General features: G+C 58.3%; 24 protein-coding genes. 1 reads left to right on the top strand and 23 read right to left on the bottom strand.

Features of this window, described 5'->3' with window-relative positions:
- Positions 1-15 precede the first annotated feature (15 nt).
- On the top strand, positions 16-447 hold the full coding sequence (locus KHO18_RS07685; protein ID WP_021161961.1) for an EamA family transporter: 432 nt from the start codon (positions 16-18) through the stop codon (positions 445-447).
- 66 nt (positions 448-513) lie between these two features.
- Here KHO18_RS07685 and KHO18_RS07680 read toward each other — a convergent pair whose 3' ends face one another.
- The 23 genes from KHO18_RS07680 to KHO18_RS07575 form a co-directional block, all read right to left on the bottom strand.
- A complete protein-coding gene (locus KHO18_RS07680) occupies positions 514-1,128 on the bottom strand; it encodes a recombinase family protein (RefSeq protein ID WP_011875630.1) in 615 nt (204 codons plus the stop codon).
- A gap of 60 nt (positions 1,129-1,188) precedes the next feature.
- The gene (locus tag KHO18_RS07675) at positions 1,189-2,406 is read right to left on the bottom strand and encodes a TniQ family protein (RefSeq protein ID WP_011517528.1); all 1,218 of its coding nucleotides are present in this window, start codon (positions 2,404-2,406) and stop codon (positions 1,189-1,191) included.
- The gene (locus KHO18_RS07670; protein WP_009687862.1) at positions 2,403-3,311 is read right to left on the bottom strand and encodes a TniB family NTP-binding protein; all 909 of its coding nucleotides are present in this window, start codon (positions 3,309-3,311) and stop codon (positions 2,403-2,405) included. Before KHO18_RS07670 ends, KHO18_RS07675 begins: the two co-directional genes overlap by 4 nt.
- A gap of 2 nt (positions 3,312-3,313) precedes the next feature.
- On the bottom strand, positions 3,314-5,032 hold the full coding sequence (locus KHO18_RS07665; protein WP_011518541.1) for a Mu transposase C-terminal domain-containing protein: 1,719 nt from the start codon (positions 5,030-5,032) through the stop codon (positions 3,314-3,316).
- Positions 5,033-5,490: 458 nt separating this feature from the next.
- The gene (locus KHO18_RS07660; protein WP_144200090.1) at positions 5,491-6,840 is read right to left on the bottom strand and encodes a KAP family P-loop NTPase fold protein; all 1,350 of its coding nucleotides are present in this window, start codon (positions 6,838-6,840) and stop codon (positions 5,491-5,493) included.
- Positions 6,837-7,457, bottom strand: coding sequence for a hypothetical protein (locus KHO18_RS07655; RefSeq protein WP_144200092.1), 621 nt, complete (start codon positions 7,455-7,457; stop codon positions 6,837-6,839). The genes KHO18_RS07660 and KHO18_RS07655 overlap by 4 nt, the downstream gene beginning before the upstream one ends.
- 4 nt (positions 7,458-7,461) lie before the next feature.
- On the bottom strand, positions 7,462-7,791 hold the full coding sequence (locus tag KHO18_RS07650; protein ID WP_144200094.1) for a DUF3775 domain-containing protein: 330 nt from the start codon (positions 7,789-7,791) through the stop codon (positions 7,462-7,464).
- A gap of 98 nt (positions 7,792-7,889) precedes the next feature.
- On the bottom strand, positions 7,890-8,195 hold the full coding sequence (locus KHO18_RS07645) for a DUF1889 family protein (RefSeq protein WP_144200096.1): 306 nt from the start codon (positions 8,193-8,195) through the stop codon (positions 7,890-7,892).
- A 136-nt stretch (positions 8,196-8,331) separates the two neighbouring features.
- A complete protein-coding gene (locus KHO18_RS07640) occupies positions 8,332-8,580 on the bottom strand; it encodes a hypothetical protein (protein WP_144200099.1) in 249 nt (82 codons plus the stop codon).
- A gap of 1 nt (position 8,581) precedes the next feature.
- Positions 8,582-8,767, bottom strand: coding sequence for a hypothetical protein (locus tag KHO18_RS07635; RefSeq protein ID WP_144200101.1), 186 nt, complete (start codon positions 8,765-8,767; stop codon positions 8,582-8,584).
- A gap of 266 nt (positions 8,768-9,033) precedes the next feature.
- Positions 9,034-9,213 carry a hypothetical protein gene (locus KHO18_RS07630; RefSeq protein WP_144200104.1) on the bottom strand — a complete coding sequence of 60 codons (180 nt, stop codon included), beginning with the start codon at positions 9,211-9,213 and terminating at the stop codon, positions 9,034-9,036.
- 463 nt (positions 9,214-9,676) lie between these two features.
- Positions 9,677-10,630 (bottom strand): nucleotidyl transferase AbiEii/AbiGii toxin family protein, encoded by a 954-nt coding sequence (locus KHO18_RS07625; RefSeq protein ID WP_144200106.1) that lies wholly within the window; start codon positions 10,628-10,630, stop codon positions 9,677-9,679.
- Positions 10,627-11,118: a helix-turn-helix domain-containing protein gene (locus KHO18_RS07620; protein WP_144200108.1), complete on the bottom strand. Its 492-nt coding sequence runs from the start codon at positions 11,116-11,118 to the stop codon at positions 10,627-10,629. Before KHO18_RS07620 ends, KHO18_RS07625 begins: the two co-directional genes overlap by 4 nt.
- A gap of 191 nt (positions 11,119-11,309) precedes the next feature.
- The gene (locus tag KHO18_RS07615; RefSeq protein WP_144200110.1) at positions 11,310-12,515 is read right to left on the bottom strand and encodes a DUF1173 domain-containing protein; all 1,206 of its coding nucleotides are present in this window, start codon (positions 12,513-12,515) and stop codon (positions 11,310-11,312) included.
- Between the two features lie 279 nt (positions 12,516-12,794).
- Positions 12,795-14,483 (bottom strand): DNA cytosine methyltransferase, encoded by a 1,689-nt coding sequence (locus KHO18_RS07610; protein ID WP_144200114.1) that lies wholly within the window; start codon positions 14,481-14,483, stop codon positions 12,795-12,797.
- A gap of 46 nt (positions 14,484-14,529) precedes the next feature.
- On the bottom strand, positions 14,530-20,139 hold the full coding sequence (locus tag KHO18_RS07605; protein ID WP_244844613.1) for a KfrB domain-containing protein: 5,610 nt from the start codon (positions 20,137-20,139) through the stop codon (positions 14,530-14,532).
- Positions 20,140-20,237: 98 nt separating this feature from the next.
- Positions 20,238-20,543: a hypothetical protein gene (locus tag KHO18_RS28415; RefSeq protein ID WP_244844611.1), complete on the bottom strand. Its 306-nt coding sequence runs from the start codon at positions 20,541-20,543 to the stop codon at positions 20,238-20,240.
- Positions 20,544-20,925: 382 nt separating this feature from the next.
- The gene (locus tag KHO18_RS07600; RefSeq protein ID WP_186296907.1) at positions 20,926-21,093 is read right to left on the bottom strand and encodes a hypothetical protein; all 168 of its coding nucleotides are present in this window, start codon (positions 21,091-21,093) and stop codon (positions 20,926-20,928) included.
- A gap of 8 nt (positions 21,094-21,101) precedes the next feature.
- Positions 21,102-21,479 (bottom strand): type II toxin-antitoxin system VapC family toxin, encoded by a 378-nt coding sequence (locus KHO18_RS07595; RefSeq protein ID WP_144200118.1) that lies wholly within the window; start codon positions 21,477-21,479, stop codon positions 21,102-21,104.
- On the bottom strand, positions 21,479-21,715 hold the full coding sequence (locus tag KHO18_RS07590; RefSeq protein WP_144200246.1) for a type II toxin-antitoxin system Phd/YefM family antitoxin: 237 nt from the start codon (positions 21,713-21,715) through the stop codon (positions 21,479-21,481). Before KHO18_RS07590 ends, KHO18_RS07595 begins: the two co-directional genes overlap by 1 nt.
- A gap of 325 nt (positions 21,716-22,040) precedes the next feature.
- A complete protein-coding gene (locus KHO18_RS07585) occupies positions 22,041-22,313 on the bottom strand; it encodes a hypothetical protein (RefSeq protein ID WP_144200120.1) in 273 nt (90 codons plus the stop codon).
- A 70-nt stretch (positions 22,314-22,383) separates the two neighbouring features.
- Positions 22,384-23,046: a lytic transglycosylase domain-containing protein gene (locus tag KHO18_RS07580; protein ID WP_144200122.1), complete on the bottom strand. Its 663-nt coding sequence runs from the start codon at positions 23,044-23,046 to the stop codon at positions 22,384-22,386.
- On the bottom strand, positions 23,043-23,591 hold the full coding sequence (locus KHO18_RS07575; RefSeq protein ID WP_144200124.1) for a hypothetical protein: 549 nt from the start codon (positions 23,589-23,591) through the stop codon (positions 23,043-23,045). Before KHO18_RS07575 ends, KHO18_RS07580 begins: the two co-directional genes overlap by 4 nt.
- Positions 23,592-23,635 lie beyond the last annotated feature (44 nt).

Below are 23,635 nucleotides of genomic sequence, written 5' to 3'. Positions count from 1 at the left end.
GCGGAGGCAGGCTAAATGATTAATTCGGCGGGGTGGTTTTATTGGGCTTTGCTGTCCGCTATCTTTGCAGCACTGACGGCTATTTTTGCCAAGGTTGGCATTCAGGGAGTTGATTCCGATCTGGCCACCTTGATCCGCACGGCCATCATCATCGTCGTCCTGTCGGCGTTTGTTGCGTACACGGGGAAATGGGCCAACCCCTTGGAGTTATCACCCAAGACATGGCTTTTCCTCGGGCTGTCCGGCTTGGCAACAGGGGCATCGTGGGTCTGCTACTTCCGCGCACTCAAGATTGGCGATGCATCCAAGGTTGCGCCAGTGGATAAACTCAGTCTTGTCCTGGTGGCGGTATTTGCTTTCGCCTTTTTGGGCGAACGCCCGTCACTGAGGGAGTGGTCCGGCATTTCGATGGTCGCCGGAGGCGTTCTGTTATTGGCGTTCAAGTGATAACAGGTAGCACATACTGACTCAACCAGTCGTCACGATTCGTCTACAGTAACCGCTGTCCTGCCATCAAACTTGACTGAGCAGTTTCTCGCCATCAAGGCGCAACTCGCCCTTCGGCGAAATGTGCCGATACAAGGTCTGCCGTGTGATGCCCAGTTCCTGACATAGATCGCCGACCTTGGTTTCGGGCTGCCCCATAGCGGCCATCGCCAGCCGCAACTTGGCGGCAGTCATCTTGAAGGGCCGGCCGCCCTTTCTACCGCGCGCCCTCGCCGAAGCCAATCCTGCAATCGTGCGCTCGGCAATCAGTTCGCGCTCGAACTCGGCCAACGCGGCGAAGATGCCAAAGACCAACTTGCCGGCGGCCGTCGTGGTGTCAATGGCTGCGCCGTGCCCAGTCAACACTTTCAGACCGATGCCACGGCCGGTCATGTCGTGCACGGTGTTGATCAGGTGGCGCAGGTCGCGCCCGAGGCGATCCAGTTTCCACACCACCAGCGTGTCGCCGGGCCGCAGCGCTTTCAGGCAAGACACCAGGCCGGGTCGGTCCTCGCGCTTGCCGGACGCCTGATCCTCATAGAGATGGGCCGGATCGACGCCGTTAGCAATCAGCGCGTCGCGCTGCAAGTCGGTGGCTTGGGAGCCATCCGCCTTCGATACCCGCATGTAGCCAATCAGCATGTTTCACCTGTCACATATACGTTCGATTATGTGACAGTGTGCACCGGAAAGTTCTGGTCGTCAAAATTTGTCACTTAACCCGTCATTCTGTCTAAGACATGCAAAGGGTCCATCAGCCTCGTAATGTGACAGAAATTCCGGGGGAATGCCTTCCTTTGCAAAGGTGGCGCGCAACTGTTCCAGGGAAGCGGGATCGCGCCGACCATAGGAAGCCAACGCGAACAGCGAGCGTGCCGTCTCGGGGTCGTGCCGGGCTTCAATGATCGCCTCACTGATAGCTTGGACCGCCCGTTGCCAATGATTGACGGGTTCGGGCTTCGGCGGTTTCGCCGGCAGACCACTGGTGAACCCGGTTTGGAGCTCGGACCAGAACAGCTTTGCATGCTCGCCTGGCGGGCTGATATCCCTCACCTCGATCAAGCTGATTGCCGTTGCCGCCGCCTCCAGCATCTGCAACCGTATTGCCGGGTTCAGGGTTTCATACGGTCGCCACAGACTTTGCCCAGCACGCAGCGGATGCCCGCAGCCTTGCCAGACTTGGCGGAGATACCCCGCGTAGGTTCCGCACGCCGAAAGCGGGGTGTTCAGCTCATCGAGCAGCGTGCGTAGCAGTCGAAACCACAATCCAGCGTGGATGCGTCGGCACGGCAGTTCCACATGGCCGGTCGTCAGTGCCTGCCAGGTACGCCGGTCCATCACTGCAATCGCGTCGCTGGCGGTGCGCGACGCAGTGTCGGCGTTCTCCCAGCCGAGAAACCGCCCAGGCACGCCCCAATAGGATTCCAGCCAGCAGCCATGCAGCGGGCAGCTCAGCATCAGGGGCAGCTTCCATGCAAGCAGTACGGCTTGGTTTGCCGGGTCGTTCAGACAGAGAGGACAGGCGCGATGTATCGGCTGGCTGGGCAGCCAGGCACGCCAGCTCGTGATGGATCGCGTCCTACGGCGGAGTTTCGGCAGCAGCACCGAGAGCTGGAACGCATAGGTTTCCAATGCGTCTGGAATCTGATCATCAAGGCTGTCCAGTAGCCAAGGCACCCAGCCGGCGAAACTCATGCAACGCAGCCGGTCCGGCTCGATGCCGCTCCGCTGGGAGAGCATCGCCAACAGCGCCAGTGGTGGCGCGGTATCCAGGTCATCAACCTGAGCGTGACCAAGATCGTGCTCCAGCAGCTCGGACACCTCCATGTGATAGCAAAGGGCCACGCGGTTGAGCCACGAAGACAAGGCTTCGCCTTCTCTGGGGGCCGGATGCAGTGGCCAGCGTGGCGCTGGCTTCACATCAGTTCCCGCTCGAATTGCCGCCGCCGCTCGCTGGGACCGGTGTAATCGGCCATGCTCAGCGTGCGATGGTTGATCGCTTCCTCGCCGCTCTCCACGGCGACGATGGCCGCCGCCATCAGCAAGTGCGCCAGTTCGCCGATGGTGCCCTCGCTGCGTGTGAGCAGGTAGCGGGCCATGTCCAGCGTGGCAATCGACGAGGGTCGCCGCAGTGGAAGCGAAGCGGCGAAACTGGCCAGCAGTGAGCAGCAATCGTGATTGGCCTCCCATACCGGCAGCATCATCGGCTCGAAGCGATTTTCCAACTGGTCATCGGAGCGGATGGCCAGGTAGGCGTCGCGCGTGCCGACCCCGACCAGTGGGATGCGCAGTTCATTGCCGAGGAAGCGCAGGAGATTGAGGAATTCCCGGCGATTGACGCTGTTACCGGCCAGGACGTTGTGCAACTCGTCGATCACCAGCATGCGCACGCCGACCTTGCGCAGCAGTGCCAGCGCCAGTTGTTCCATTTCTGGCAGCCGTGGGCGCGGTCGCAATGGCGCACCCATCGCCGCGAGCAGCGCGACGTAGAAGCGGATTACCGACGGTTCGGATGGCATCTGCACGACCAGTACCGGAATGTGCTCCTGGTCGGCGTCGGCTCTGGCCGGATGCGTGCGCCGGAACTTCTCGACGATCATCGACTTGCCGTTGTTGGTCGGGCCGACCAGCAGCAGGTTGGGCATGCGTTGCTTGTTTGGCCACGTATACAGGATTTCCAGCCGGTTCAGCGCCTCGACTGCTCGCGGATAGCCGATCCAGCGGTCGGCGCGAAGGCGATGGATGCGTTCGTCCGCCGGGAGACGGGCCAAGCCCTGGGCCGCCGGCAGCAGGTGGGACAAGTCGATGATGGGATATTCTTCCACGGCTACCACTCCTCAATCTGGTCGAACGGTTTGGCCGGCGGCTGGTTGTCTGCCTGCTGCCCATCCATGTCAGCGCCCGGTGGTGGCGTGGTTTTGACAGGCGTTGCCGTTGCCTTGAGATGCTGGCGTCGATCCGCGTCGCGCCGCGCCTTGCGCGTAGCCTTCTGCGCGGTGGTAACGATTTCGCGCATCTGGCCGATCATGCGGAACAACGCCGACTCATCCACCTGTTCGCGCCCTTGCTGCCGCAATTTCGCCAGCGCCTGTCGTTGTTCCCAGAGGGTGACAGCCGGGTGCGACAAGGTACGGTAGGGAATTTCCAGGTAGTGCTGCCCCTCTGGTTCCAGCACCCATATGCGGCTGATGTCGCGCGGGTCGCGCCGGATCAGGAACGCAGGCAAGCGGTCCCGCCGAGCTATCCACGGCTTGAGCGCATCGGCGTAGTAGTGGATGTGGTCGATGACGAAGCCGGTGCGGGTCAGCGTGCGGCGGATGATGGGCAGAAAATCGACCAGAAAAGCCGTAGCGCGAGTGATGACGGTTGGCACGCCGGTCCGCGTGATAGCTTCGGCCCAGCGCGCGGCCGGCGGTTGGAGCAGGCCGTTGTGCACGGAGCCGTGATAGGTGCCGACCGCCAATGTGAGCCAGCGCTCCAGCTCGCGCAGTGTCAGGGCGGCCATCTTCTCGGAGGCGTATTCCCCGCGCTGGTCAGGATTGGAGAAGGTCGTCCCCGGCAATTCGTCGTGGATCATCTGCATCGCCGTGCCGATGATCCGTTCCACGATACCGCCGTAGTGCGGCTGCCCAAGCGGGCGATAGTCCAACCGGATGCCATGCTGCTCGCAGCCACGGCGCAGCGCCTCGCTCTTGAACTCAGCCGCGTTGTCCAAGTAGAGCAGTCTGGGCTTGCCGCTCATCGGCCAATCCATCTCTACGTTCAACCCTTCCAACCAAGGGCGCTTGTCGCAGGCGGCATGCACCAAGCACAAGCCGACCGAGACGGCGGACGGGGCTTCCAGCGTAACGACCATGCCAACCACGCAGCGGGTGAATACGTCGATGGCGAGGGTCAGGTATGGACGGCCAATCGGTTGCCGGTCGCGCTCGTCCACCACGATCAGGTCGATGACTGTGTGGTCGATCTGCACCTGCTCCAGCGGCGCGGAGACGGGTGGCGGAACACCACCAACACCTTGCAGGTCGCGGGCGGCATCTTGTCCTTCCCGGCGGTGAGTGACCTCGCGCGGATCGAGGCCGGCGATCCGCAGAGCCACCGTGTTGCGCGCCGGCACCCGCAGCTTTTGCAGCTTGCACGCCCGCACAACTTCGCGGTGGAACGCCGCCAAGCTACGCTTCTGCTTGGTCAGGAAGCGCTTTTGCAGTAACTCGCGGATGATTCGTTCGACCGACTCCGGCAAGCGGCCTTTACCTTTGCCACCGCTCGACTGCCCAAGAGCCAAGTCAGTGACCAGCCCCGATCCTAGCCGGGCACGGCGGATCAGGACGTAGACCTGCCGCCGGGACAGCCCCAATGCCTGGGCTGCCGCGTCGGCCGCTTCATGCCCAACCGTCTCCGACTGCGCCAACGGCCCAATGATCTCCGCGCGACGACGCGCACGCTCCCATGCCTGTTCTGGCAGGGTGGCCACGCCGTGCTCGGTAATCGGTGCGGTATCGGTCGCCATGCTCATCTCGCTTTGGTGCACACGAGTATTGAGCATAGACGAGTTTCGTGCAGAGGAGTCCTGATATCTGGCTGTCAGGAGCCGTATGCACAAGAGGCTTCAAACCGCGCTGAATGGTGCAGTCGTCTTCTGAAAATGACACCCATTCCCGCGCTGGCAGTTGGTCCGGCGACCGTGACGAGCCACTGAGCTTTGCGAGACAGCGTGGGACGATCAGCCTGGATACTGGCCCCGCCAAAGAACGTAAGACCGACCATCCACCGGCGAACACGTTTGCCGCGCAACGACAGGAGAACCGGTTTCCCAAACCGCACGCCAATCATTCGGCCACCTAGGACCAGTGAAGTACAGCAGTGCCCCAGCTCATGCACAACCATATCAAAATAGAGCCAACCATAAACGAACGCGACGTCAGTCAGCGACACCCATTGGGTAGCCATATTCAGGGCATCGGTGGAAATTATGGGAGGTGCCGGCATTGTGGCGGTCCTGTCCTAGATGGCCACGTCCAAGTCTAAAGCGCGAATTCCTCGCTGAAAGCTTTCGAGTTCCGAGGGCGTGACTGTCCAATCGTCGCCAAACAGCATGCTCCTACTGTCGTTGACCTGCTGCTTGAGTTCGGGCGTCTGTGTGCCGGCGACATACTGTCCATACGCAAAGAGAACTTGTGCGAACCGCTCCAGGCCACCGCGTTGGCGTTGAGCGAACTTGTACCACTCGGTTGTGAGGTTGCCGAAGGTTGCGCGACCGGTTTCCGCTTCATCGCGCAACGCTTCATACAACTCCTGATGCTTGATCCGGATTGTAATGAGGCACGCCATCAAGCCGTTCCAACCAAGCCCCGCCAGTACGTATAGCGCGCAAGCACGTTCTATGTCGCGGAGTGAGAGGTTAGCCAAGACTGCCATCGCGGCCAGGCATCCGGCAAAGTTGTCCGAGTTGGCTATGTTGTAACGCGCCAAGGTGGATCGCACGAATGCGCTGATGGGGGCTCCTGGGCTCATGTCCCCGGTTCGCTGCTTCGGCAAACGCAAGGACAGATGTAGAAATTTCCCCAGATAAGCGGCGGCGTCTGTCTCGGCACCATAGACACCACAGATTGCCTTCTCAAGCTGGGATCGATTCATGACGAGCACAAAGACTAGATTCGGTACCTCGAAGAAGTGTTTGATCCGTTCAATCATGCTCACTGCAAACGCCGGCCTGCACCGATCAAGTTCGTCAATGAAGATCACAGTCGGCGTGTCGCCCTCCGTCGTAAAGTCCTCTAGCGTCCGACGAAATCCTACGACCGACTCTTTTTCCGCCTTATGAGACTCCAGCCGCTTCTTTGTCCATTCCTGCGCAAACTCCGCGCTTTTGTCGAGGGCCTTGTCGTAGCTGTCCTGAAACTGATCCACGACGTCACTCGTGCCCATCAGCTTGCCAAGGCCATTCACGGTGGCCTTCACCGCCAGCGGCATCAAGGCACTCCCAACAGCCGCCGCCTTCGTCGTCAAGCGCTGCGCAAGCCCGCTACCTTGGCAGAGCTGCCGTATCTCGCTGGCTAAGAGCACAAAAGGGTCTTCCGTGTAGTCTTCCTGAAAAGCGTCGATGAAGCCTACGCGGTACTGGAGCGCTTTTAGCTGGGCTGCCCAATGTCGAGCGAACCAAGACTTGCCCTCTCCCCATGGCGCGTCGAGCGCAATCACGGCGCCGTAGCGCAGCCGGCCAAGATAACCTGTCAGCTGCTCAGCGAGTTTTGCCCGCTGAAGTAGATCACCTTCAAATGGAGTGGTGATGGAGGTGAGATCCGCAACCGGCAGGGTCAGCGCCGGACCACGTAGCGTAGTGTCGTCGCTCATGATTTGGGCTTCTCCGCCGCACTTGCTGGCTCGTTTGGCATATCAGCATCCTCCTTCTCTGGGAACAGCCGTTTGGTGAAGTCCCATTCCTCTGCATGGACATCTGTGGCGGATAGCCCGCACTCTTGCCGGAGGTTCCCTGCAAGCTGCCACGCGCGGGCGCCGCGCCGGCGGGCATGCGTCTCAATGGTGGCGACGGTGTCAAACGCCGTTGCATCGACTACGGCTTGGGAAGCAATATAGCCCTTGCTGTACCGCACCTTTAGCTGCAGCCCGAGAATTGCATCGGACAGATGTGGGCTGATCCAACGCCAGTCAGGAGCGTCCGGCATTGCGAAGTCCGGTAAGCTGATTCGACGCAGGGGCCTTTCGTCGTGGTCTGCATGTGCCTCCCCTTCTGCTTGGTCGATATCATCTATGCAGTGTGCGCAGGCAAGTGCGTAGGCTTCCAGCGCAACGGCCACCGTCAGGGCCGTGCGCGTACGCTCACGTTGGTGGTCATCTTTTCTCTGGCGCCGCTCCTTCCAAAGCGTGACGCCCTGGTTGAAAATCGCAACAACCACAGCGCCGCCAAATGCCCAAGCAGCCGGGCCGATCTCGAATCCCGCCGTGGCCACGCGCTTATAGCCCTAGCTTCTTCAAACCGGCGGGAAGCTCTTCTGATAGGTTTTTGCCGGCCAGATAGGCGACGGAACCATCGTTGAGATTGGTCGTCGTCCACTCAAGATATTTCGAGAATGGTGCGTCGTGCCCAAAGTCATCACCACGGCCGTAGTGCATGAGTGCTTTGACGTAGATAAAGTCTTCCGCCGAAAGCGTGGCTAGCAACGTCTCGACCGCATCGGGGCCGGCTAGAATCGTGGGGATCTGTTGACTGTTCGCGCCCCCGGCGCGCCGTTGGCGATCAAGCCTCACGAGTTCATCAATCGTCTTTCGCAGGTTGGGGGTCATCCCTAGTCCTCGTCTTGTGCGTAGTGGAAGCGCCATGTCGATAGTCAGTTATCGGGCATGGCCGTATGACAAAAAAAACCGCCATCAGGCGGCATTCGCTAAATCCTAGCGACGATCAGCTCGTAGATGTCGGCTTTCCACCAGGGCCCGCCCTCGATGCGGGGCTTCTTACCTTCGCCGATCTGTTGCGCGAGACTGCCCAGTTGGTCGGCAGAGGAAACGCTCCACCCTTCCTCAAGGGCGGCACTTACCACGTCGCTCTTGAGAATGACTTCTCCTTTCTCATGAAGAATCTTGAACAACTCCTTGGCCCTGTTCTCATCATTGGGATGCGATAACCCGGTGCTGACGTTCGTCGAGAGGCTCAAAGTCCTTACTGCTTCGGTGACGATTTTGGACATCATTGGAATGTTCGGCTGCCGGCCGGTGCGGGACGCGATTGATGCGCCTGGTTGTGCCCCTCGGGGCAATTCCTAAACCGGTCACGCAATGTGGCCTCGTGATCGTGTAACGTTTGTGCGCCCCCAGCCGGCGCACTTTTCACTTTTGCCGTGCAGCATCGCGAATGCGTTTTGCTGCATCACTCGGAGTGTCTCCAACCATCGACCAGTCGCCATGCCACCACGCGATGATTGCCGCGGCCTGGCGTATCGTGGGAGCTGCCACAACCTCTGCCATTTCCGCTCTCACCTCGGCCCACCAGGTCGCGCCTTCCCCGTCGTCGGCGTGCGGGTCGACGGCTTGACGGTAGATGGCCTTAGCAGTTTCGAGATTGAGCGTGCGGCCCATGTCAAACCAGTTCGTACTTGAGCAGCAGTTCATTCTTGCGCTGCTCTTTACGCTTGCGAGCAAACATAGCCTCAGGCGTTGGCACAATTTCTGGCTGCTTCGCCAAGGTGGTGTCGTAGTTTTCGATCTCGGCTACGAGTCGGATCAGTTCGCGCAGTTCGTTCTTGGCGTCGGTAAAAACTTTCATCCTTGCTCCCTTTGATCTTTGCTACCAGTTGCGTCTCACTACTGCTTGCGGGAGACCCCACCAAGGGGCAGGCCAACGGTGCGTCATCGTTACCCACGCTAATTGTACCGTTGGCAGCGCGGCCTTCTTTGTCGGCTGATGGCGTGCCCCCATCATGGGAGAAACACAAGGCGGCAAGCACCACCGCGTTGACAGCCATTCATTTCAAGACTTCGCATTGGAGAATCCCACAGCAAGCCTCTTCCTTCGGCTACAGGTACAACCCCCTAAATATCAATTTCGCACTTGCCCAGAGCGGGCACCCGAGTCGCAAGTGATGTATTAAGTGAGAAGCCGGGGTAATACTGCTTCACCGCCTCGGCGAATTTTGCCTCCGCTTCGGCCTCCGTCGCTGCGAGCACCAAAGCGTGATAGAGCTTCTTGGTACCGGCGCCCTCTTTCTGCACGAGTAGTCCTGAAACCATGTATTGCGGAGGCTGGCTCGATCGCCAACGCGTTTGGCCTGCCGCGGCAGCCGTCGCGCCAATTGCGATAACAAGTGTGCAGGCGCTGGCAATCAAAAACCTCGAAACATGCCTTGCTCGTTGGAGCGGTTCCGAAACTCGATCAGAGTGGCGTCTCATGACAACTTTGAATGGATAGGAGTGATATTAGTATATCAATATAGCGCCGACGTGTGAACTCTGGTTAGTTGTTTCCAACGTCAGAAGTGCACCCTTCCCGACGCAAAAAAAAGCCCGCTTCAGGAGCGGGCGGGATGGGAAGAATCGCGGGGTCATCACGATTTAGAGAATTTTCGCAGAGTTATTTGTATTAGACACCCCGACTTAAGTTGGGTCTGGCCCTACGCGCTGCGATCGCACTCCACGTGGCCAGGCCGCAGCCGGGCAACGTGCAGAAAGAATGTCTTTAGCGGTCACGTCCCTTAACTCGACTTGGGGCAACGATGTGAGCTTGTTGGTACTCGTATCGAAGGCGCAACGGACCGGTTCCGACGGCGTGATCCTGAGCCTTTAGTGGTACTCGGAAACTATCGTGGATGATCGCTTCGCCTTTACCTACGTCCTGCACAAGATGCCTTTGCGTCCGTTGGACGATTGGGCCGCAGTAATCACCTTTCTCCAGGTTTGTTGCGCCTAGCGTCATCCCGCTCTGCTGGACAAACGCCTCTGCGTCGTGGCGGGAAATGTCTCGACTGCGGCTTAGTCCGGCAAGGTAGCTGAGAGCAACAGTCGAAGCTTCATCAAAGCTCGGGCGATAGTCCAATGCTTCGATGGAGTCGAATTGGCGGAGGAACTGTTCGCTTGGCGCGCTGACATGGGTCACGAATGCATCAATGTGCCGAAACATGAAATTCTCCGCATGCACGAGTTCATCCTTCGCCCGATCAACGACAAGGGCAAGATCGAAAAGGTCGCGAGGAGTGGCGACGTTGCCTCGATAGTGCATCTTTTTTGCCACAATTTCGGCCGCCGTTTCCACGCGTACAGGTTTGCCAAAGAGTTCCCAGGATTCGTAGGCGGTATCAGCAGGCAGAAGGTTTGGGCTGGCGACAAAGTCTATTTCGCCTTCCTCCATTTGGAGTTTGACGTAGCCCGCAGCCTCCGTGTATTGCGAGTTGCAGATTTCATCCGCCACATCGCTGAGCCGAGGCGTCACGTAGCCAAGGCTTTGAGGATCGGGCACGAAGAAATCTATGTCCTTGCTGAGTCGATGGTTGTATCGCAGCATCAACACGGTTCCGCCGCCGAAGGTGAAGAAAGGATCCGCGACTCCTCCATGCTCTGCGATCTCGCCAACTAGTCGCACGGCGCGAGGAAAAAGAACCTGCCAGACGCCGCCGGGCAGCGTGTCTTCGCTCATGCCCAAAGCTCCTTCCGCGCGCTGGCGAAGTGAGACGCAAGATGTGAAACCTGCGCCCAAATAGAGGCAGGTGATACGGACTCCTGTTCTGCCGCTTCTTCCACAGCCATCACGACGACTTCGACTGGCGTCTCGTCCAATAGATGGCCGATGTGTGCTTCGAAGCCTACGGGTACATTCCCTGTGGCCAAAGTCGCCTCTAGCATCGAAGGCGACAAGTCTCCTCTGTAGCTCACACTGGCAGACTTCGCCGCCATCCAAAGTCCGTGCTTTTTCTTGCGGCGCTCCAGGGAGAGTGTGTCGAAATCAAGTCCGACAACGCTCAACAACCTGGCGACCCGCTGGAACCCCAGATCATTTAGTGTCCCCGCTTCCAAACGCTGCACAGTCTCGCGCGAGAGGCCCGCCAGCTTTGCCAGCCTCTCTTGCGTAAGTCCAATCGATTCGCGCCGAGTTCGAACTTGCTTGCCGACGGTAAATAGGTCCATTTGCAACCCCTCTCTACTCCATTGCCGCGCACCTGCGCTACCACCTCAGTATAGAAAGCCAAGAAGCGTAGTGCAATATTTTGCGCTTTTTAAGAGCCTAATAGTCCGCTTACACACAAGTTTGGCGAGAGGTTTGTTGCGTCTCGACCGAAGCAAGGCGAAGTTTTAGCCATGTCTCATAGCGCAACGGACTAGGGCTGCTTTTGCCACACGCTGGCGGGAGGGAACTCACGCATCGCCTCAGACGTATCCCAATGCCAGGCCGCCAGATCACTTGCCTCCGTTAATTCCGCTAGTTGCCTGCGATACTCATCGGACGCCCCGAACGAGGTGACATACATTGCGACCGGGTCCGCGGTATCGGAGAGAACCACGCTGGCCAGTGGCGTGGTCGAGGCAAGGTTATAGCGCAAACCTTTGGTAAATCGTCGCTTCTGCGAAGTCAGCGCGTCGAGCAGCAGCTTCTCGTCGACGTTCTCATACGGGATCCAGTTCTCATTGACCAACATGAGGGACGCTTCTTCGAGTGAAGCAATCCCAGCTCCACTGACGCCGAAGGTAGCAACGATCATCAGGTGAGAATTGTCATTGCCCGCCCATAGTTCAAGCTCATGTCCAAACCGTTTGAGCAGCCGCTTATATAGATCCTCATTCATCATGAAATGGGCATCCGCCATATGCTTGATGACCATCTTCATACCGAATCGTGCGGAACCCATCTCCTTCACTTCGCCGACAAGAAGCATCAGCCGTCGCGCGCTTCCATCCGCCTGCGCCAGGGCATGAAAGACACTTTGGCGCCTCCGAGAGATCTCGTCCTTCTTCTCCATCGAGAATGACTCCGGCACGAACAGCAGGTCGGCGACCGTCGTTCCTTTCGCAACCTTGTCCACCGCGGCCTGGAGCAGGTACTTGCGGACCACCCACCAGCTTCGCTTGCCTTGCATGGCAGGAGACCACCGGGTGAGGCCCGCTTCGTCGTACAGGTAGTGCAGCGTGCCGCGAAGCGTCAGCTTCTTCCCGTCGGTGCGCACACTGTCATGCTCGGCGCCGCTTGGCGCGGGAGCCGCACGCGAGCCATTCTTGGTGAGCGCAAAATCGAGCTTGAGCGTTGTCAATCCATCGGCGAGATTCGTTTGGATGGCACCACCCATGACCTCACCCAGACCGGAGAGTTCGGCGGGCGGCTCATACGAGTCACAGTCCGCCGCGTGGGATGCACCCGAGTGCGGCATCCGTTTGATGATGAACTGCTGCCCAACCTTGGCAACATACATCTCGACGCCCTTTGGTCGGCACATACACATCGGTCGCTGCGACGAGCCGTAGACTGCCGCGAGAGCGTCATTCAATCGAGCGTCACCCGACTGGTAGGTTTTGTCGGAAATCTTGTACATCGTCACCTCATTCCCAATGCAGTTAGAGTTTGCGCACCTGCGCACAGACGCTGTCGCACCAAAGCTCGCATCCGAGCGTGCTCGCCGAGCGCACCAGACCGACCCTGTAGCCGTCTATGAACGAGATGCGGTTGAGACTGACAGAGAGCACGCGCCGGACGTGAGAGCCAGAGGGCGAGACCAGAACGTCGCCCGTTTCGGGGCCACCATGCGGCAAATCCAGCATTTCGAGTTCCAACGTTGGGCGCTCCCGCATCATGAAATATATATATCATAAGTTTAGAGGCCCAGCGCGAGCTGTTGTTTTCGCGCGGGGGCCTCGCTGACCTGGGCTTTGCCTTGGGAATATTGAACTGTGACCGTTTGCCCAAGTTTCGGCTTCTTCTCGAAAGCTGAGGCTAGATGCACGACCCCCTCATTTTTGCCAACGTCCTGGATCAGCACATCGCCGGCCGCCGCCACGATCTGCCCGGCGTATCTGCCGCGTGCAGGTTCAGGACGTCTAAGCGTGGCCACCACTTCGGAGGCGATTTCTGTCGTGCTTTCGGGAAGATCAAGCCCGCTAGCAATCTCCAGTGGCCTCCGCCCCTCGATCTCCACTTCGGGTCGATTTCCAAAGCGGTTGATCGCGTTGCCTATGTGATGGGCGACGTCTTTGAAGGGCTCGTACACGATTCCTTGGCCTAAGACCTCGTGTGCGATAGTTTCGGACAGACCATCCACCAGGTGCGCAGGAACTTGCTTCACTGCCGCATGTTCTGCCGGCGTCAGCTGACGCATAAGCTCTGGTCGCTCGGGATGTTGAAGCTTCGGCTCGGTGCTTCGGATCTTAGCGTACCCCTTTCCTATTGTGCCAACCGACTCTGCAGTCCCGTCGTAGACCTGCATCTTAAATCCCTTACCTGCTGCCAAGTCCTTTTCCTGCTTCTCCACCAGATAGCTCATGGGCTTCCAGCGCGAATCATCGAGAGCGATGGGCTCCAATACGTCGCCGAGTTGACGCGGCTTCTTCGCGGGCGGCTGGAGTTGGTCGAAGCCAAACTCTATGCCTTCGGTAACAGCGACCATGCACCAGCGGTCGCGGTTCTCAAGAGCGCCCCATTCGGCACCATTCAGGATGCGCTCTTGTGTGACGTAGCCGAGGTCCCGCAACTGATTTCGGAGAATCGCCGCAGAGGCCGTGGTTGCGTAGCCGGGCACGTTCTCGTACAAGACGATAGCTGGCGCGGCCTTGTTCAAGATCATCAGGGAAGCGACCACCAGGTGACCGACCTCTGGATGAGCCTCCGCGATGCCGTGTCCTCTCTTTGCGAGCCCGGACTTGCTAGCGCCACTGCACGGTAAGCCCATCTCCATGATTTCGACCTTCGGAATCTGTGCGAGCCCGCGATCGTCAAACGCAAGCTCTTGCATGGGTGCGGCAAACGGAATCGTCTCGGCGGACCAAGCATCATTGTGGACTGCAGCGTGCTCGATAAGCTCCGGTCGGATTTCGTTCGCGAACTTCAGTACCGCGTCAATGCTCGCCGCCTTCAGCCCTTCGTGAACTGCGTGACTAAGGATGCCGCCACCATGCGACAAGCTCCCGATCCCAAGAGCTTCTCCACTTTCCAGTTTTGATCTCAGCCTTTGATACCTCTCTTGCTTCTTCAGCTCCGAGGCGAGCGGTACTAGGTAGATTTCGCCCTCTTTGACAGCGACGCGGATCGCGGACATCCCATCAAAAACGGCGAGCAACTCCCTGCTGTTCAGGTCGATAATTGGATTGGCCTGTTCTCCGATTTTCTTCGAAGAAACAATCCGTGTGCCATCCGGGCTCAATTGCAGCACCACCGTCTTCCCTTGCACCGACACGTCGTAGCGTTGCCCCGGCTCGAAGCCAGCCCGTAGCGCCTGCAGACCTTCGAGCCAAACACGTGGCGCGCCACGGTGGTTGCCGATCTTTTTCACGAAATACCCGTCGAGCATCTGTCTTCCTTTATTTGGAGTAGGGAAACAAGGCTTCCCCATGAACCTACCGAGAAATTCCTGAATCAATATCGCGCGCTACAGCGTGACCAGCGCGATAAGAAAGGCGTGCAACATCTCCCGACTTCAACGGAATGGTGGAGACGATGTCGTCGCGATGGTGGATGACCCCACGATGAGAGCCGGAATCCTGAATCAAGTAGTGCTTGGTTTCCGCAACGATGCGACCCGCATAGATGCCGGCTTCGCGCGCAGGAAGCTCCGCGACTAGGCCCGCGTTCTCTGCGGCAATGCGTGCCTCTCTCTCCAATCCAAGCACTGCCTCTGCTGCTTGCTTCATACGATCCGAAGCGAAGCGTTTTCCGGGTGCTGTCAGGACAGCCAGGGAAAGCTGAGGATTTGCTTCAATGCGGGCGATGAGCAGATCGTGGACCTCTTGACCGCCATCCTCGAAGAGGCGTTCGTGCCCGCGATTGAAAATATCAGGAGCCTTAAGCGGTTCCGCTGCGCCGGCCAAATAGTCGCGCACCGCTTGCTCCGCAGATTCATTCACCAGTTGAGCGTGCGCCATCTCTTCTTGCGCCCGCTTCTCTGCCAGCGGGTCAATGGACGCGAATAGGCCGCCTGTCTCTCCGGGTATTGATTCCAGCGTCGCGGGCTCCCAATCCGAGACATACTCCGGGTTGTCTTGCATCTTGCGAAGTTCCATCATTACTTCTGCAGTGTTCTTGCGCGCTAACTCCAACTCGCGGTGCTGCGGGAACGGCTTGCCAAGTTCGATCTTCACCTTGGCAAGCTCATCAAGCTCGCGTTGATATCGTTGGGCCACCTGGTCAACATCTTCCTCAATCGAATTCAGAATGTTGTCCATGCGCTGGATGAAGCCCGTCATGCTGAACTTGTCCTCCTTAAGATAAGAGAGACTTGGAGGCGAATAGCTGGCGGTACCGCGCAATGCGAAATTAACGCGGCTTGCATCGGCGGTGGCGGTGACAGTGAAGCCCCGATACTTGCCGATGTGAATCACTTCCGGCTTCTCGTGGGCCCTGCCTCTACCCGCGATGGCATTTTGCATCCCTTGTAGGACGGCAGCCATTAGGTGCTCTTTTGTCTCCGAGTTGTAGCTGCGTGCGCCGACCTGCATGCTCCACTCCTTCGGCGAGTTAGCATCGCGCAGAGCAATGTCGGCCTTGTATTCCGCCGAATACTTATCGGCGCGCTGCTGAGCCCGCCCAAGCCACTCGGCGGAAGATTCGAGTGTATGCCGGCTGCGTTTGTAGTTGGCCTGGAGGGCTTCCAACTTTTTCAGTTCTGCAGAGAGCTGCACCTGCTGGAAAATTAATGGATTGCCAGTCGCTGCAGCCTTCATTTCTGCGGCATTGGCGGCTTCTCCGGCAACATCCTCAATTACGCGCGAGAGCCCGTCTCCCTTTCGGAATTGCTCAATAGCGCGAGCCTTGTACTCGATGGTCTGCCACATACGAGAGTCATATGTCTGCTTTGTTGCGTAGCGCAGGATCTCGACTTCGAAGCCATCTGGATCCTCTGCATACAGCAGGTTGCCCTGCCGCACGATTCGACCTTCTCGTTGCTCCAGGTCACGCGGGCGCCACGGAGCGTCCATGTGGTGCTCGGCCACGAGAAGGGTCTGGACGTTGGTCCCCGCCCCCATCTTGGCCGTCGATCCAAGAAGGAAGCGAACCTCTCCCCTTCGCACCTGCTCGAAAAGCTTCGCGCGCTGCAAGTCTGTCTTAGCTTCGTGCACAAAGCGGATCTCATGTGCGGGGATCCCGCGGGCAACGAGCTTGTCCTTGATGTCGTCGTAGACCGAGAATCGAGCAGAACCAGAACCCGCGAGAAGTTCATCCATCGAGACCACGGCATCGCCCGAATCGCCCACGTCGGCGGAATCGTCCTCGACGGCTTGAATTGCCTCGGATTGAGATTCGAGCCTTCGGCCCTTACCCAACTTTGGTGTCGACAGATCGCAGAAGACCAACTGTGTGCCCTTCTTTTCGTCCCACTTGTGGTAGATGCGGACCATGTGCTCGACAGCGGCGTTCGTTTTGCTGCCTTCGAAGTCGGGGGCATCCGGGTCTACAAGCCGGAAATCGAGACCAGCTTTCCGCGCATCGTTCGTGATCTTGAGTGGATTGTCTTTGCTCGGATCCTTCGGAAGATTCTCCATGCGATGGATGATCGATCCTTCAGTCCAATCCGTGATCGTTGAGCCATCAGCGCGCTTCAGTATCTCGCCGGTTGTGGCATCGCGCACGGGCGTCTGCAGGCCCATGTACTCGGCTTGAATTGGCGATCGCTCTACGACGACGTTCGTGGCCTTACCACCCTTCACCTTCGGAACCGGGAAGCGCATGCCGCGTTCGGCCGACTGCCGCTCCAGGTCTTCTCTAGTGATGACGTCAGCGAAGGAGCGATACAGGTTGGTTAGCTCGGGAACGTTCTGAAACTTTGCGAAGCGCGAGTTCAACCGATAGTTGACGCCAGTCGCGTCTAGTTCCCAGCCGGTTACGACTTGCCCGAACGTGCTTGCCCATGCGTCGAAGTGATGAATACCACGGGCTTTCAACTCGTCGTATTGCATGTACCGCTGCATCGTGTAGATCTCGGCGATGGTGTTCGCAACTGGAGTGCCAGTAGCGAAATAGACGCCGCGACCGTTGTTCTGCATCTGCACGTAGCGCGCCTTCACGAACAGGTCGAATGCCTTATCGGATCCCTGCAGATTGCCGAGGCCGGAAACGTTGGACAGAGTAGTTGTGATGAAAAGGTTCTTGAACTCGTCAGCTTCGTCGACAAACAGCGCGTCGATACCGAGTTCATCGAACGTAACGACCTTGTCCTTCGCACCAGTCTCAGCGGCACGCTTGAGCTTTGTCTCCATCCGTTCCTTTGCCTTCTCCATCTCCTTGATGGTGACGCGATCACCGCGGTCTGCTTTTGCCTTCAAGATCGCTTCGGTCAGATCGGCGATTTGTTCATTCAGGATAGAGTCCAAGACCTGCGGCGGCATTCCGATCTTCTTGAAGCTGGAATGACCGACCACCACAGCGTCCCAGTCTCCCGTAGCGATTCGCGCAAAAAGCCTTTGGCGATTCTCTTTCTGGAAGTCCGTTTTTTCTGCGATCAGGACATTTGCATCCGGATAGAGCTTGAAGATGTCGTCCTTCCACTGCAGCAGAAGGTGATTCGGGACAACGAACATGGGCTTCTTCATGAGCCCCATTCGCCTTGCTTCTTGCGATGTGGCAATGCATGCAAACGTCTTCCCCGCACCGACGACATGGTCATATAGCTCCGTGCCGTCCTGGATGCCCCGCCAGATCGCGTCCTTCTGATGAGGGCGCAGCTCGATGGCGCTGGAGGCACCGGGTAGGGTCAGATGGGAGCCATCGTATCGAGGGGCGACGTTCGTGTTGAAGCGGTCGTTATACAAGCGAGCGAGCGTTTCGCGACGGTCCTTGTCCTCCCACACCCAGTCATGAAATGCCTGACGCATTTCGTCTGCCTTCTGTTGCGCTGCGGCGGTTTTCTCTTCGTTGGTCTTGCGGATAGGGTTTTTGTGGTCGTCATACCCAACGATGTCCTCGACCTTGATGATTTTGTTCGTCAGGATCGCTTCGAGAATGTTGTTTGCGCTTGCATCTGGAGTTCCCCATGTGGCTCGCATAGTTGTCGGATCGCCCATACCGATCTTGACGAGCCATTTGCCGAGGCTTTCCTGGTAGCTGATGTTTCGATGCACATCACCGAAGATGTGGGAGACGAAGTCATTGATAACCCGGTCCGGAACCCAGGTAGACCCCAGGTGAATGGAGATGTCAATGGGTTCGATATCGGGGGGCTGTACCAGCTTCAGTGCTTCGACGTTGGACGCGTACCGCGAGTCGTGCGCTGCGGCATCTTGGGCGATTGCGAACTTTGCCTTAACGTTCCCTGTGAGATATCGATCTGCCGTTTCCCATCGCTGCGACGAAGGATTCAGGAAGATCAGGCCCTGTAGCTCTCGAACGAGGGATTCTTCGGAACGGCTTGTCAATCTAACCATCAGATCGAGATCCACCCCGCCTGTCTCGTTCATCGATACCACTAGCGCATCCTTGGCGGTGCCGGCGCGCGTCACTTCGCGTCGTGGCGACATCACCCGTTTGGAGAAGATCGCGGCCTTCTCCGCGCTCGGGTCGCGCGGCTCAACGCCATGCTTCTTGGCCAGGTCCGTGGAAATACCCTTGTCGTAGTCCTTTTCAAGCGATTGCAGCAGGGGATAGTCGGGATCCTCTCCCATCGCCTGTCGGTTCACCAGGGAACTGACATGCCCGTTTCGCTTGACGAATGTGTCATATGCGCGATTCAGGGCGGTGCGCATGGGCGCAAGATCTGCGTCGGAGAGATCACCGCCACGCTCCGCGGCCATTAGGGTGCGCAGGGCCGATCGAATGTCGACCATTCCCTTGATGCGCTCCAGAGCGCGCTCAGACTTTCCTTCGACAATCTCGGCCTGCGGCTCGTCGAGAAGGTCATCCAGGCGCGTGGCGACGCGTCCGCCATCCGTGACGAAGTAGGCGCCGATCTTCACACTGAGAGGCACGGAGATGGCTTCACGGGGCTCCGCCAGCTCTTGCTCTACCTCATTTGCCCTTGCCTGGTAGATCGCTGCCGGCAGCTGCATGATTGCTGCGCTCAGATCCATGGCCAGGTCTTGATCTGGCAGGGAGACAAGCGCTGGCGTGCCCGCAGCATACTGGGTGCCTGCTCGCGCCATGCGACCCAGCATCATCTGAGGGTTGTCGATGAAATAGCTGTTGAGCGGGATGGCTTCGCCGCCATCGGGATCGGGAATTTCTCCCACCTTCGTCCACCTGCTGTCAATGGGCTCGCCCGGCCTTGCGCGTTGAAGGAAGACGATATCGGTGGTGACTTCGGTCAGCGCGTTTTTCTTGAACGCCGTGTTGGGCAGGCGAATTGCACCGACAAGATGCGCTCGCTCAGCGATATGCGCGCGAGCTTGCTCATTGCGCGCGTCCATGAAGTAGTTGGACACGACGACTGCTACAAGTCCGCCCTCGCGAACCTTATCCAGTGATTTTGCGATGAAGTAGTTGTGGATCGAGAACGCGGAAATATCGCGATGGTTCGCGTCGTATAGTGATTGACTTCCGAAGGGGGGATTCCCGACAACCAGATCGAAGTAGCGCTCCGGGATCGTGACGTCCTGGAATCCCTTGTTGATGACGGTAGCAGACGGATAGAGGTGTCTCGCGATCTGCGCCGTTGTGGGGTCGAGTTCTACGGCAGTGACCTTGCTCCGATCCCGCAACGCCTCTGGCATCAGGCCAATGAAATTGCCGCTGCCTACGGAAGGCTCACCAATGCGGCCACCGTCAAAGCCGAAGCGGTGTAGGGCCGAGTACATCGACTCAATGATCGGCTGCGCGGTGTAGTGCGCATCCTGCGTGGAACGCCGTGCAGCTTCGTATTGCTCCGCCGTAAGGAGGGAGGCAAGTTCTTCAAACTCGCTACGCCATTCGGTATTGCGATGATCGAAGACCTGCGGAATTCCTCCCCAGCCAACGTATTTTACGAGGATCGCCTGGTCTTTAATCGCTGCAGGGCGTTCAGTAGCACGCAACTCTTGCAAGAGACGCAGCGCCGCTATGTTGTCGCGATACTTCGTCCTCGCTCCGCCTTCACCGAGACGGTCTGCATCCGTGATGCGATAGTCGCCGGCGGCACCGACTACAGCAGCTCTGTCTCCACTTCGTTCTGCGCGAGAATCTCTGTCTCCGTTACTCCGGAGTTCAGCAATGTCGTCGCCTCCAGAAGGATCTCGTGCTCCAGGTTCTGTTGTTCCAAGAGCCGGCCCAGAAGTACGACCTCGCCTTCCTCCTCCAGCGCCTGGAGCTTCGAGGGGCTGTTGATTGCCCAACGATCCAGTATCAGCCACCCCCTGAGATGGAAGGGGCGCGATCGCACTGAAGAGATCGTCTCCGGCCGGAGGATTCGCTTGGCTACGTCGAGAGGCTTCGTTTCCTTGGTCAGCATGTTTGGCTCCTGCAGGGGCATCTTCAATCGGATCAGCGGCAGCATCTTCGGCGATGCGGTCGATGGCCGCAATGGTTTCGTTAAATGTAAAGTCAAAGCCGAGTTGGGCCTCTGGGACTCGTTTCCTCTTCATCGCTTTCTTCCAACGTCGTGAGAAATTTGCTAGCCTCTCGCTGCCAGAAATGGCAGGAAGCTAGCCGGAATCACAGGGCCCTAACCTGTAATTCTTGCAACCCGACCGTGGGTAAAACACGGTCGGGTTGCTTCCTTCTCCCTGAGTTCAGGGGAACGCCGGAATAATAATATAAAAAAACTAGAAGGCGGACAAACTTCCGAGCTTCTGACGTCAGAAGCGCCCAGTTAGAGGGCTGGTTGATTTGTACTACCGAATGAACGGACTAAACTGTGCCTCGATCGCATCGTAGGCAAGGAAGCCAAAAAATGCGCCGAAGCCTGCAATCGCAAGCCAGTTTTCGCGCACCCAGTCTGTCAATTTCTGACGATTAGACTGGGGTCTAAGGCCGAGCCCTGGATCATGCTGCTTGTTCATGGTCTTCCCTACACAGTGGTAACGAGTTCGGTGTACCTCGACAGATGTCCGTCTGAGGTGATGAACCGCAATGGCTCCGACATTGCCTGCGCGACCAAAAGCCGGTCAAAGGGGTCGCGATGAATGTCGGGTAGGCTGCGGACCAAAGCAGCGTGAGCAGCACGCACTGGTAACTCTAGGTACCCGCTGACTTCAATTTCCGACACAAGCATATCGATGTCCGCTTGGAGTTTGCCAAGACCGACCTTGATCGACGCCTCCCAGATGCTTGCGCTGCTTACATATACTTCCTCAGCTTCCAAAATGAGCTTGCGTGCCGCTTTCGTCAGCTTGCGATCATCCATCACCGACCACAGGTAGACGTGTGTATCGAGAAGCAGGCGCATCACCGTCCCTCGAATGCTGCAACCACGTCGTCGGGGAGCGGTGCATCGAAATCATCTGCAATACGGACCTTGCCCTTGAGACCGCCGAAGCGGCGCGTCACCTTCGCGCGCTCCATCGGCACTAGTCGGGCAGCAGGCTTGCCGGCCTTGGCGATGACGATCTCCTCACCGCCGGCTGCCGCATCGACCAAGCGCGAAAACTGGGTTTTTGCCTCGTGAATATTGACGGTCTGCATCATCGCTCCCATATGGACTTAGTCCATATTAGTCCACTTCGTCATAGCGGTCAAGCGGGCCTCAGTACCGTGACGCGGCTAGGTGACGCATGACGCCGCGAATCGTTCGAACCGCGGCATTCATTGGAGAAAGCCTGCCAGGATTTACGCTGCAGGCTATGGGCGCCCGCCAACTCTGAGGCCTGCGCTCAACGCCGCGCGATCTTATGCGCCCACATCGTGGCGATGGGCCAACCGACAATTGAAATTTGCATTGCCATGCATACAGCAGCGGCATGCGGGCGCTTCGCCGCCAAGAGCGTCAGCCACGGAAAAAAAATGATGTTCAATGCGCGCATGTCGTTGGACCTGGATCGCGCCGCTGCAGCGGCGCGTCGACATATTGGTACTTCGTGACGAGAAGAGTGAGCGTGCTCGTTCGCTCCCCGATCCAGAGCTTGCCGCTTGCCCTTATGACACCTGGTCCCGTCGGTAAGGCGACACGGCCAGGATCGAAGCAAATATTGACGCAAGCATCGTGCGTCTGGAATTTTCCGAAGACTCGCGCCTGCTCTTCACGTCGATCTTCTGGAACGAACATGCCCTCCACGTCTTGCATGATAGCAAGCCGCTTCCCAATTCGACGTAGCGCTAGGAGCAAAATGGAAGGCGTGCTGTGTCGTGCGCTCTTACTGAAATTCAACCTCTAACTCCGCATGTCGTGGATCGAACGGCCTCGCTGCCATGGCACTTCGCCCTGCTGGTGGCGCGGGAGTGCTGCGGACTGGACCGGCCACTAGCGCCGGGACGCCGGCAGTCGTGTTATTCAGCACGGTGCGAACATAGCCGTTGGAAAAACCCCGCTCGAAGTTCCCTGTGTTGTAGGCGGATATAGCGGCCCGGAGTGCGGCCTGTTCGTCCCTATATTTGCCCGCCGCATTTACGTAGAAAGCCGCTAGGATCTTGCTACCCGCCTGCAGGTTCGTGCAGGGATCGAGTACCTGTTCAACCGTCAGTCCCAATCTCGCCAGGTTCTGACTGCTAACCTGTGTCAGGCCCAACCCGACTAGATGTCCTTTGCTAATCAGATCCTTTGCGATGGTGGCGGCCTCCGCCGCCGTTCCCGCGTGGATCGTTCGGAGCATTGCCTTGCGCTCAGAGAAAGGGAGACTCCGCGGCCCATCATCCGAGAGAACGAACATCCGCCCGTTCGACTCGGTCTTGACGATGGCCCCCATCGTAGTCGGATGAACTGTAGGCGCACAGGCCGCAAGCAATGCGTTCAGATCGGCCTGCGCATGCACGGATGCAGCGAAGAAACTCAGGCACGTAGCGAGGATCAGCCGCCTCACAATTGCCTCTCCTGCAAACGCTGGAATGCGACCATGCTTCGGGCAAGCGTGATGGCGATTGCCGTGGCGACGTTGTAATCCCAGCCATAGCGTTGAAGAGATTGGCGGCACTTTGCCTTGACCAAGTCCACATCGAACCAACGTGCATGGCCGAAAACTCGCTGCTGTGCGCTGATAGAAAGGACCAGATCAAACTCCTTGGGGCACTCTCTAGACAGCCACGCGTAGAGATCGTCTGGGCTACCAAGACGCCCGTAATGCAATTCAAGCAACGCTCGGAACTCCACTGCGACCTCTGCTGTGAGCGGCAACGGCTCATTGCCGCCATCATGCACTTCAAAATCCACTGGACTTTCCACCATGGCAATGCGGCTGCCGAATACACCGGCGCAATTCGCACGAATGCACAGCACGAGGAGCAGGCGTTCGACAGAAGCGACGCGTGGCCAGAAGCCGCTCCAGCGCGCACGATAGTCAGCACCAGACAAGCACCAGTTGTAGCGTTGGACGAGCTGGAAAAGATGGAGGGCGGCGGCACGGCTCATCGAGACCGGCGCATGTGATGGCAGCGCGCGGACGCGGACATAAC

It is taken from the genome of Cupriavidus campinensis (assembly GCF_905397395.1).
Lineage (GTDB): Bacteria > Pseudomonadota > Gammaproteobacteria > Burkholderiales > Burkholderiaceae > Cupriavidus > Cupriavidus campinensis.
Note: the sequence above shows the minus strand (reverse complement) of the source record. Positions and strands in the feature narration are given on the sequence as shown.

What these genes read in the sequence shown, in the direction of transcription:
- KHO18_RS07595 (WP_144200118.1), bottom strand. Translation starts at nt 21,479, where the DNA reads ATGCGCCTGCTTCTCGATACACACGTCTACCTGTGGTCGGTGATGGAT.
- KHO18_RS07660 (WP_144200090.1), bottom strand. Translation starts at nt 6,840, where the DNA reads ATGAGCGACGACACTACGCTACGTGGTCCGGCGCTGACCCTGCCGGTT.
- KHO18_RS07615 (WP_144200110.1), bottom strand. Translation starts at nt 12,515, where the DNA reads ATGTACAAGATTTCCGACAAAACCTACCAGTCGGGTGACGCTCGATTG.
- KHO18_RS07620 (WP_144200108.1), bottom strand. Translation starts at nt 11,118, where the DNA reads ATGGACCTATTTACCGTCGGCAAGCAAGTTCGAACTCGGCGCGAATCG.
- KHO18_RS07645 (WP_144200096.1), bottom strand. Translation starts at nt 8,195, where the DNA reads ATGATGTCCAAAATCGTCACCGAAGCAGTAAGGACTTTGAGCCTCTCG.
- KHO18_RS07635 (WP_144200101.1), bottom strand. Translation starts at nt 8,767, where the DNA reads ATGAAAGTTTTTACCGACGCCAAGAACGAACTGCGCGAACTGATCCGA.
- KHO18_RS07625 (WP_144200106.1), bottom strand. Translation starts at nt 10,630, where the DNA reads ATGAGCGAAGACACGCTGCCCGGCGGCGTCTGGCAGGTTCTTTTTCCT.
- KHO18_RS28415 (WP_244844611.1), bottom strand. Translation starts at nt 20,543, where the DNA reads ATGCTGACCAAGGAAACGAAGCCTCTCGACGTAGCCAAGCGAATCCTC.
- KHO18_RS07665 (WP_011518541.1), bottom strand. Translation starts at nt 5,032, where the DNA reads ATGCTCAATACTCGTGTGCACCAAAGCGAGATGAGCATGGCGACCGAT.
- KHO18_RS07610 (WP_144200114.1), bottom strand. Translation starts at nt 14,483, where the DNA reads ATGCTCGACGGGTATTTCGTGAAAAAGATCGGCAACCACCGTGGCGCG.
- KHO18_RS07600 (WP_186296907.1), bottom strand. Translation starts at nt 21,093, where the DNA reads ATGAACAAGCAGCATGATCCAGGGCTCGGCCTTAGACCCCAGTCTAAT.
- KHO18_RS07575 (WP_144200124.1), bottom strand. Translation starts at nt 23,591, where the DNA reads ATGAGCCGTGCCGCCGCCCTCCATCTTTTCCAGCTCGTCCAACGCTAC.
- KHO18_RS07680 (WP_011875630.1), bottom strand. Translation starts at nt 1,128, where the DNA reads ATGCTGATTGGCTACATGCGGGTATCGAAGGCGGATGGCTCCCAAGCC.
- KHO18_RS07590 (WP_144200246.1), bottom strand. Translation starts at nt 21,715, where the DNA reads ATGCAGACCGTCAATATTCACGAGGCAAAAACCCAGTTTTCGCGCTTG.
- KHO18_RS07640 (WP_144200099.1), bottom strand. Translation starts at nt 8,580, where the DNA reads ATGGGCCGCACGCTCAATCTCGAAACTGCTAAGGCCATCTACCGTCAA.
- KHO18_RS07585 (WP_144200120.1), bottom strand. Translation starts at nt 22,313, where the DNA reads ATGCAAGACGTGGAGGGCATGTTCGTTCCAGAAGATCGACGTGAAGAG.
- KHO18_RS07685 (WP_021161961.1), top strand. Translation starts at nt 16, where the DNA reads ATGATTAATTCGGCGGGGTGGTTTTATTGGGCTTTGCTGTCCGCTATC.
- KHO18_RS07650 (WP_144200094.1), bottom strand. Translation starts at nt 7,791, where the DNA reads ATGACCCCCAACCTGCGAAAGACGATTGATGAACTCGTGAGGCTTGAT.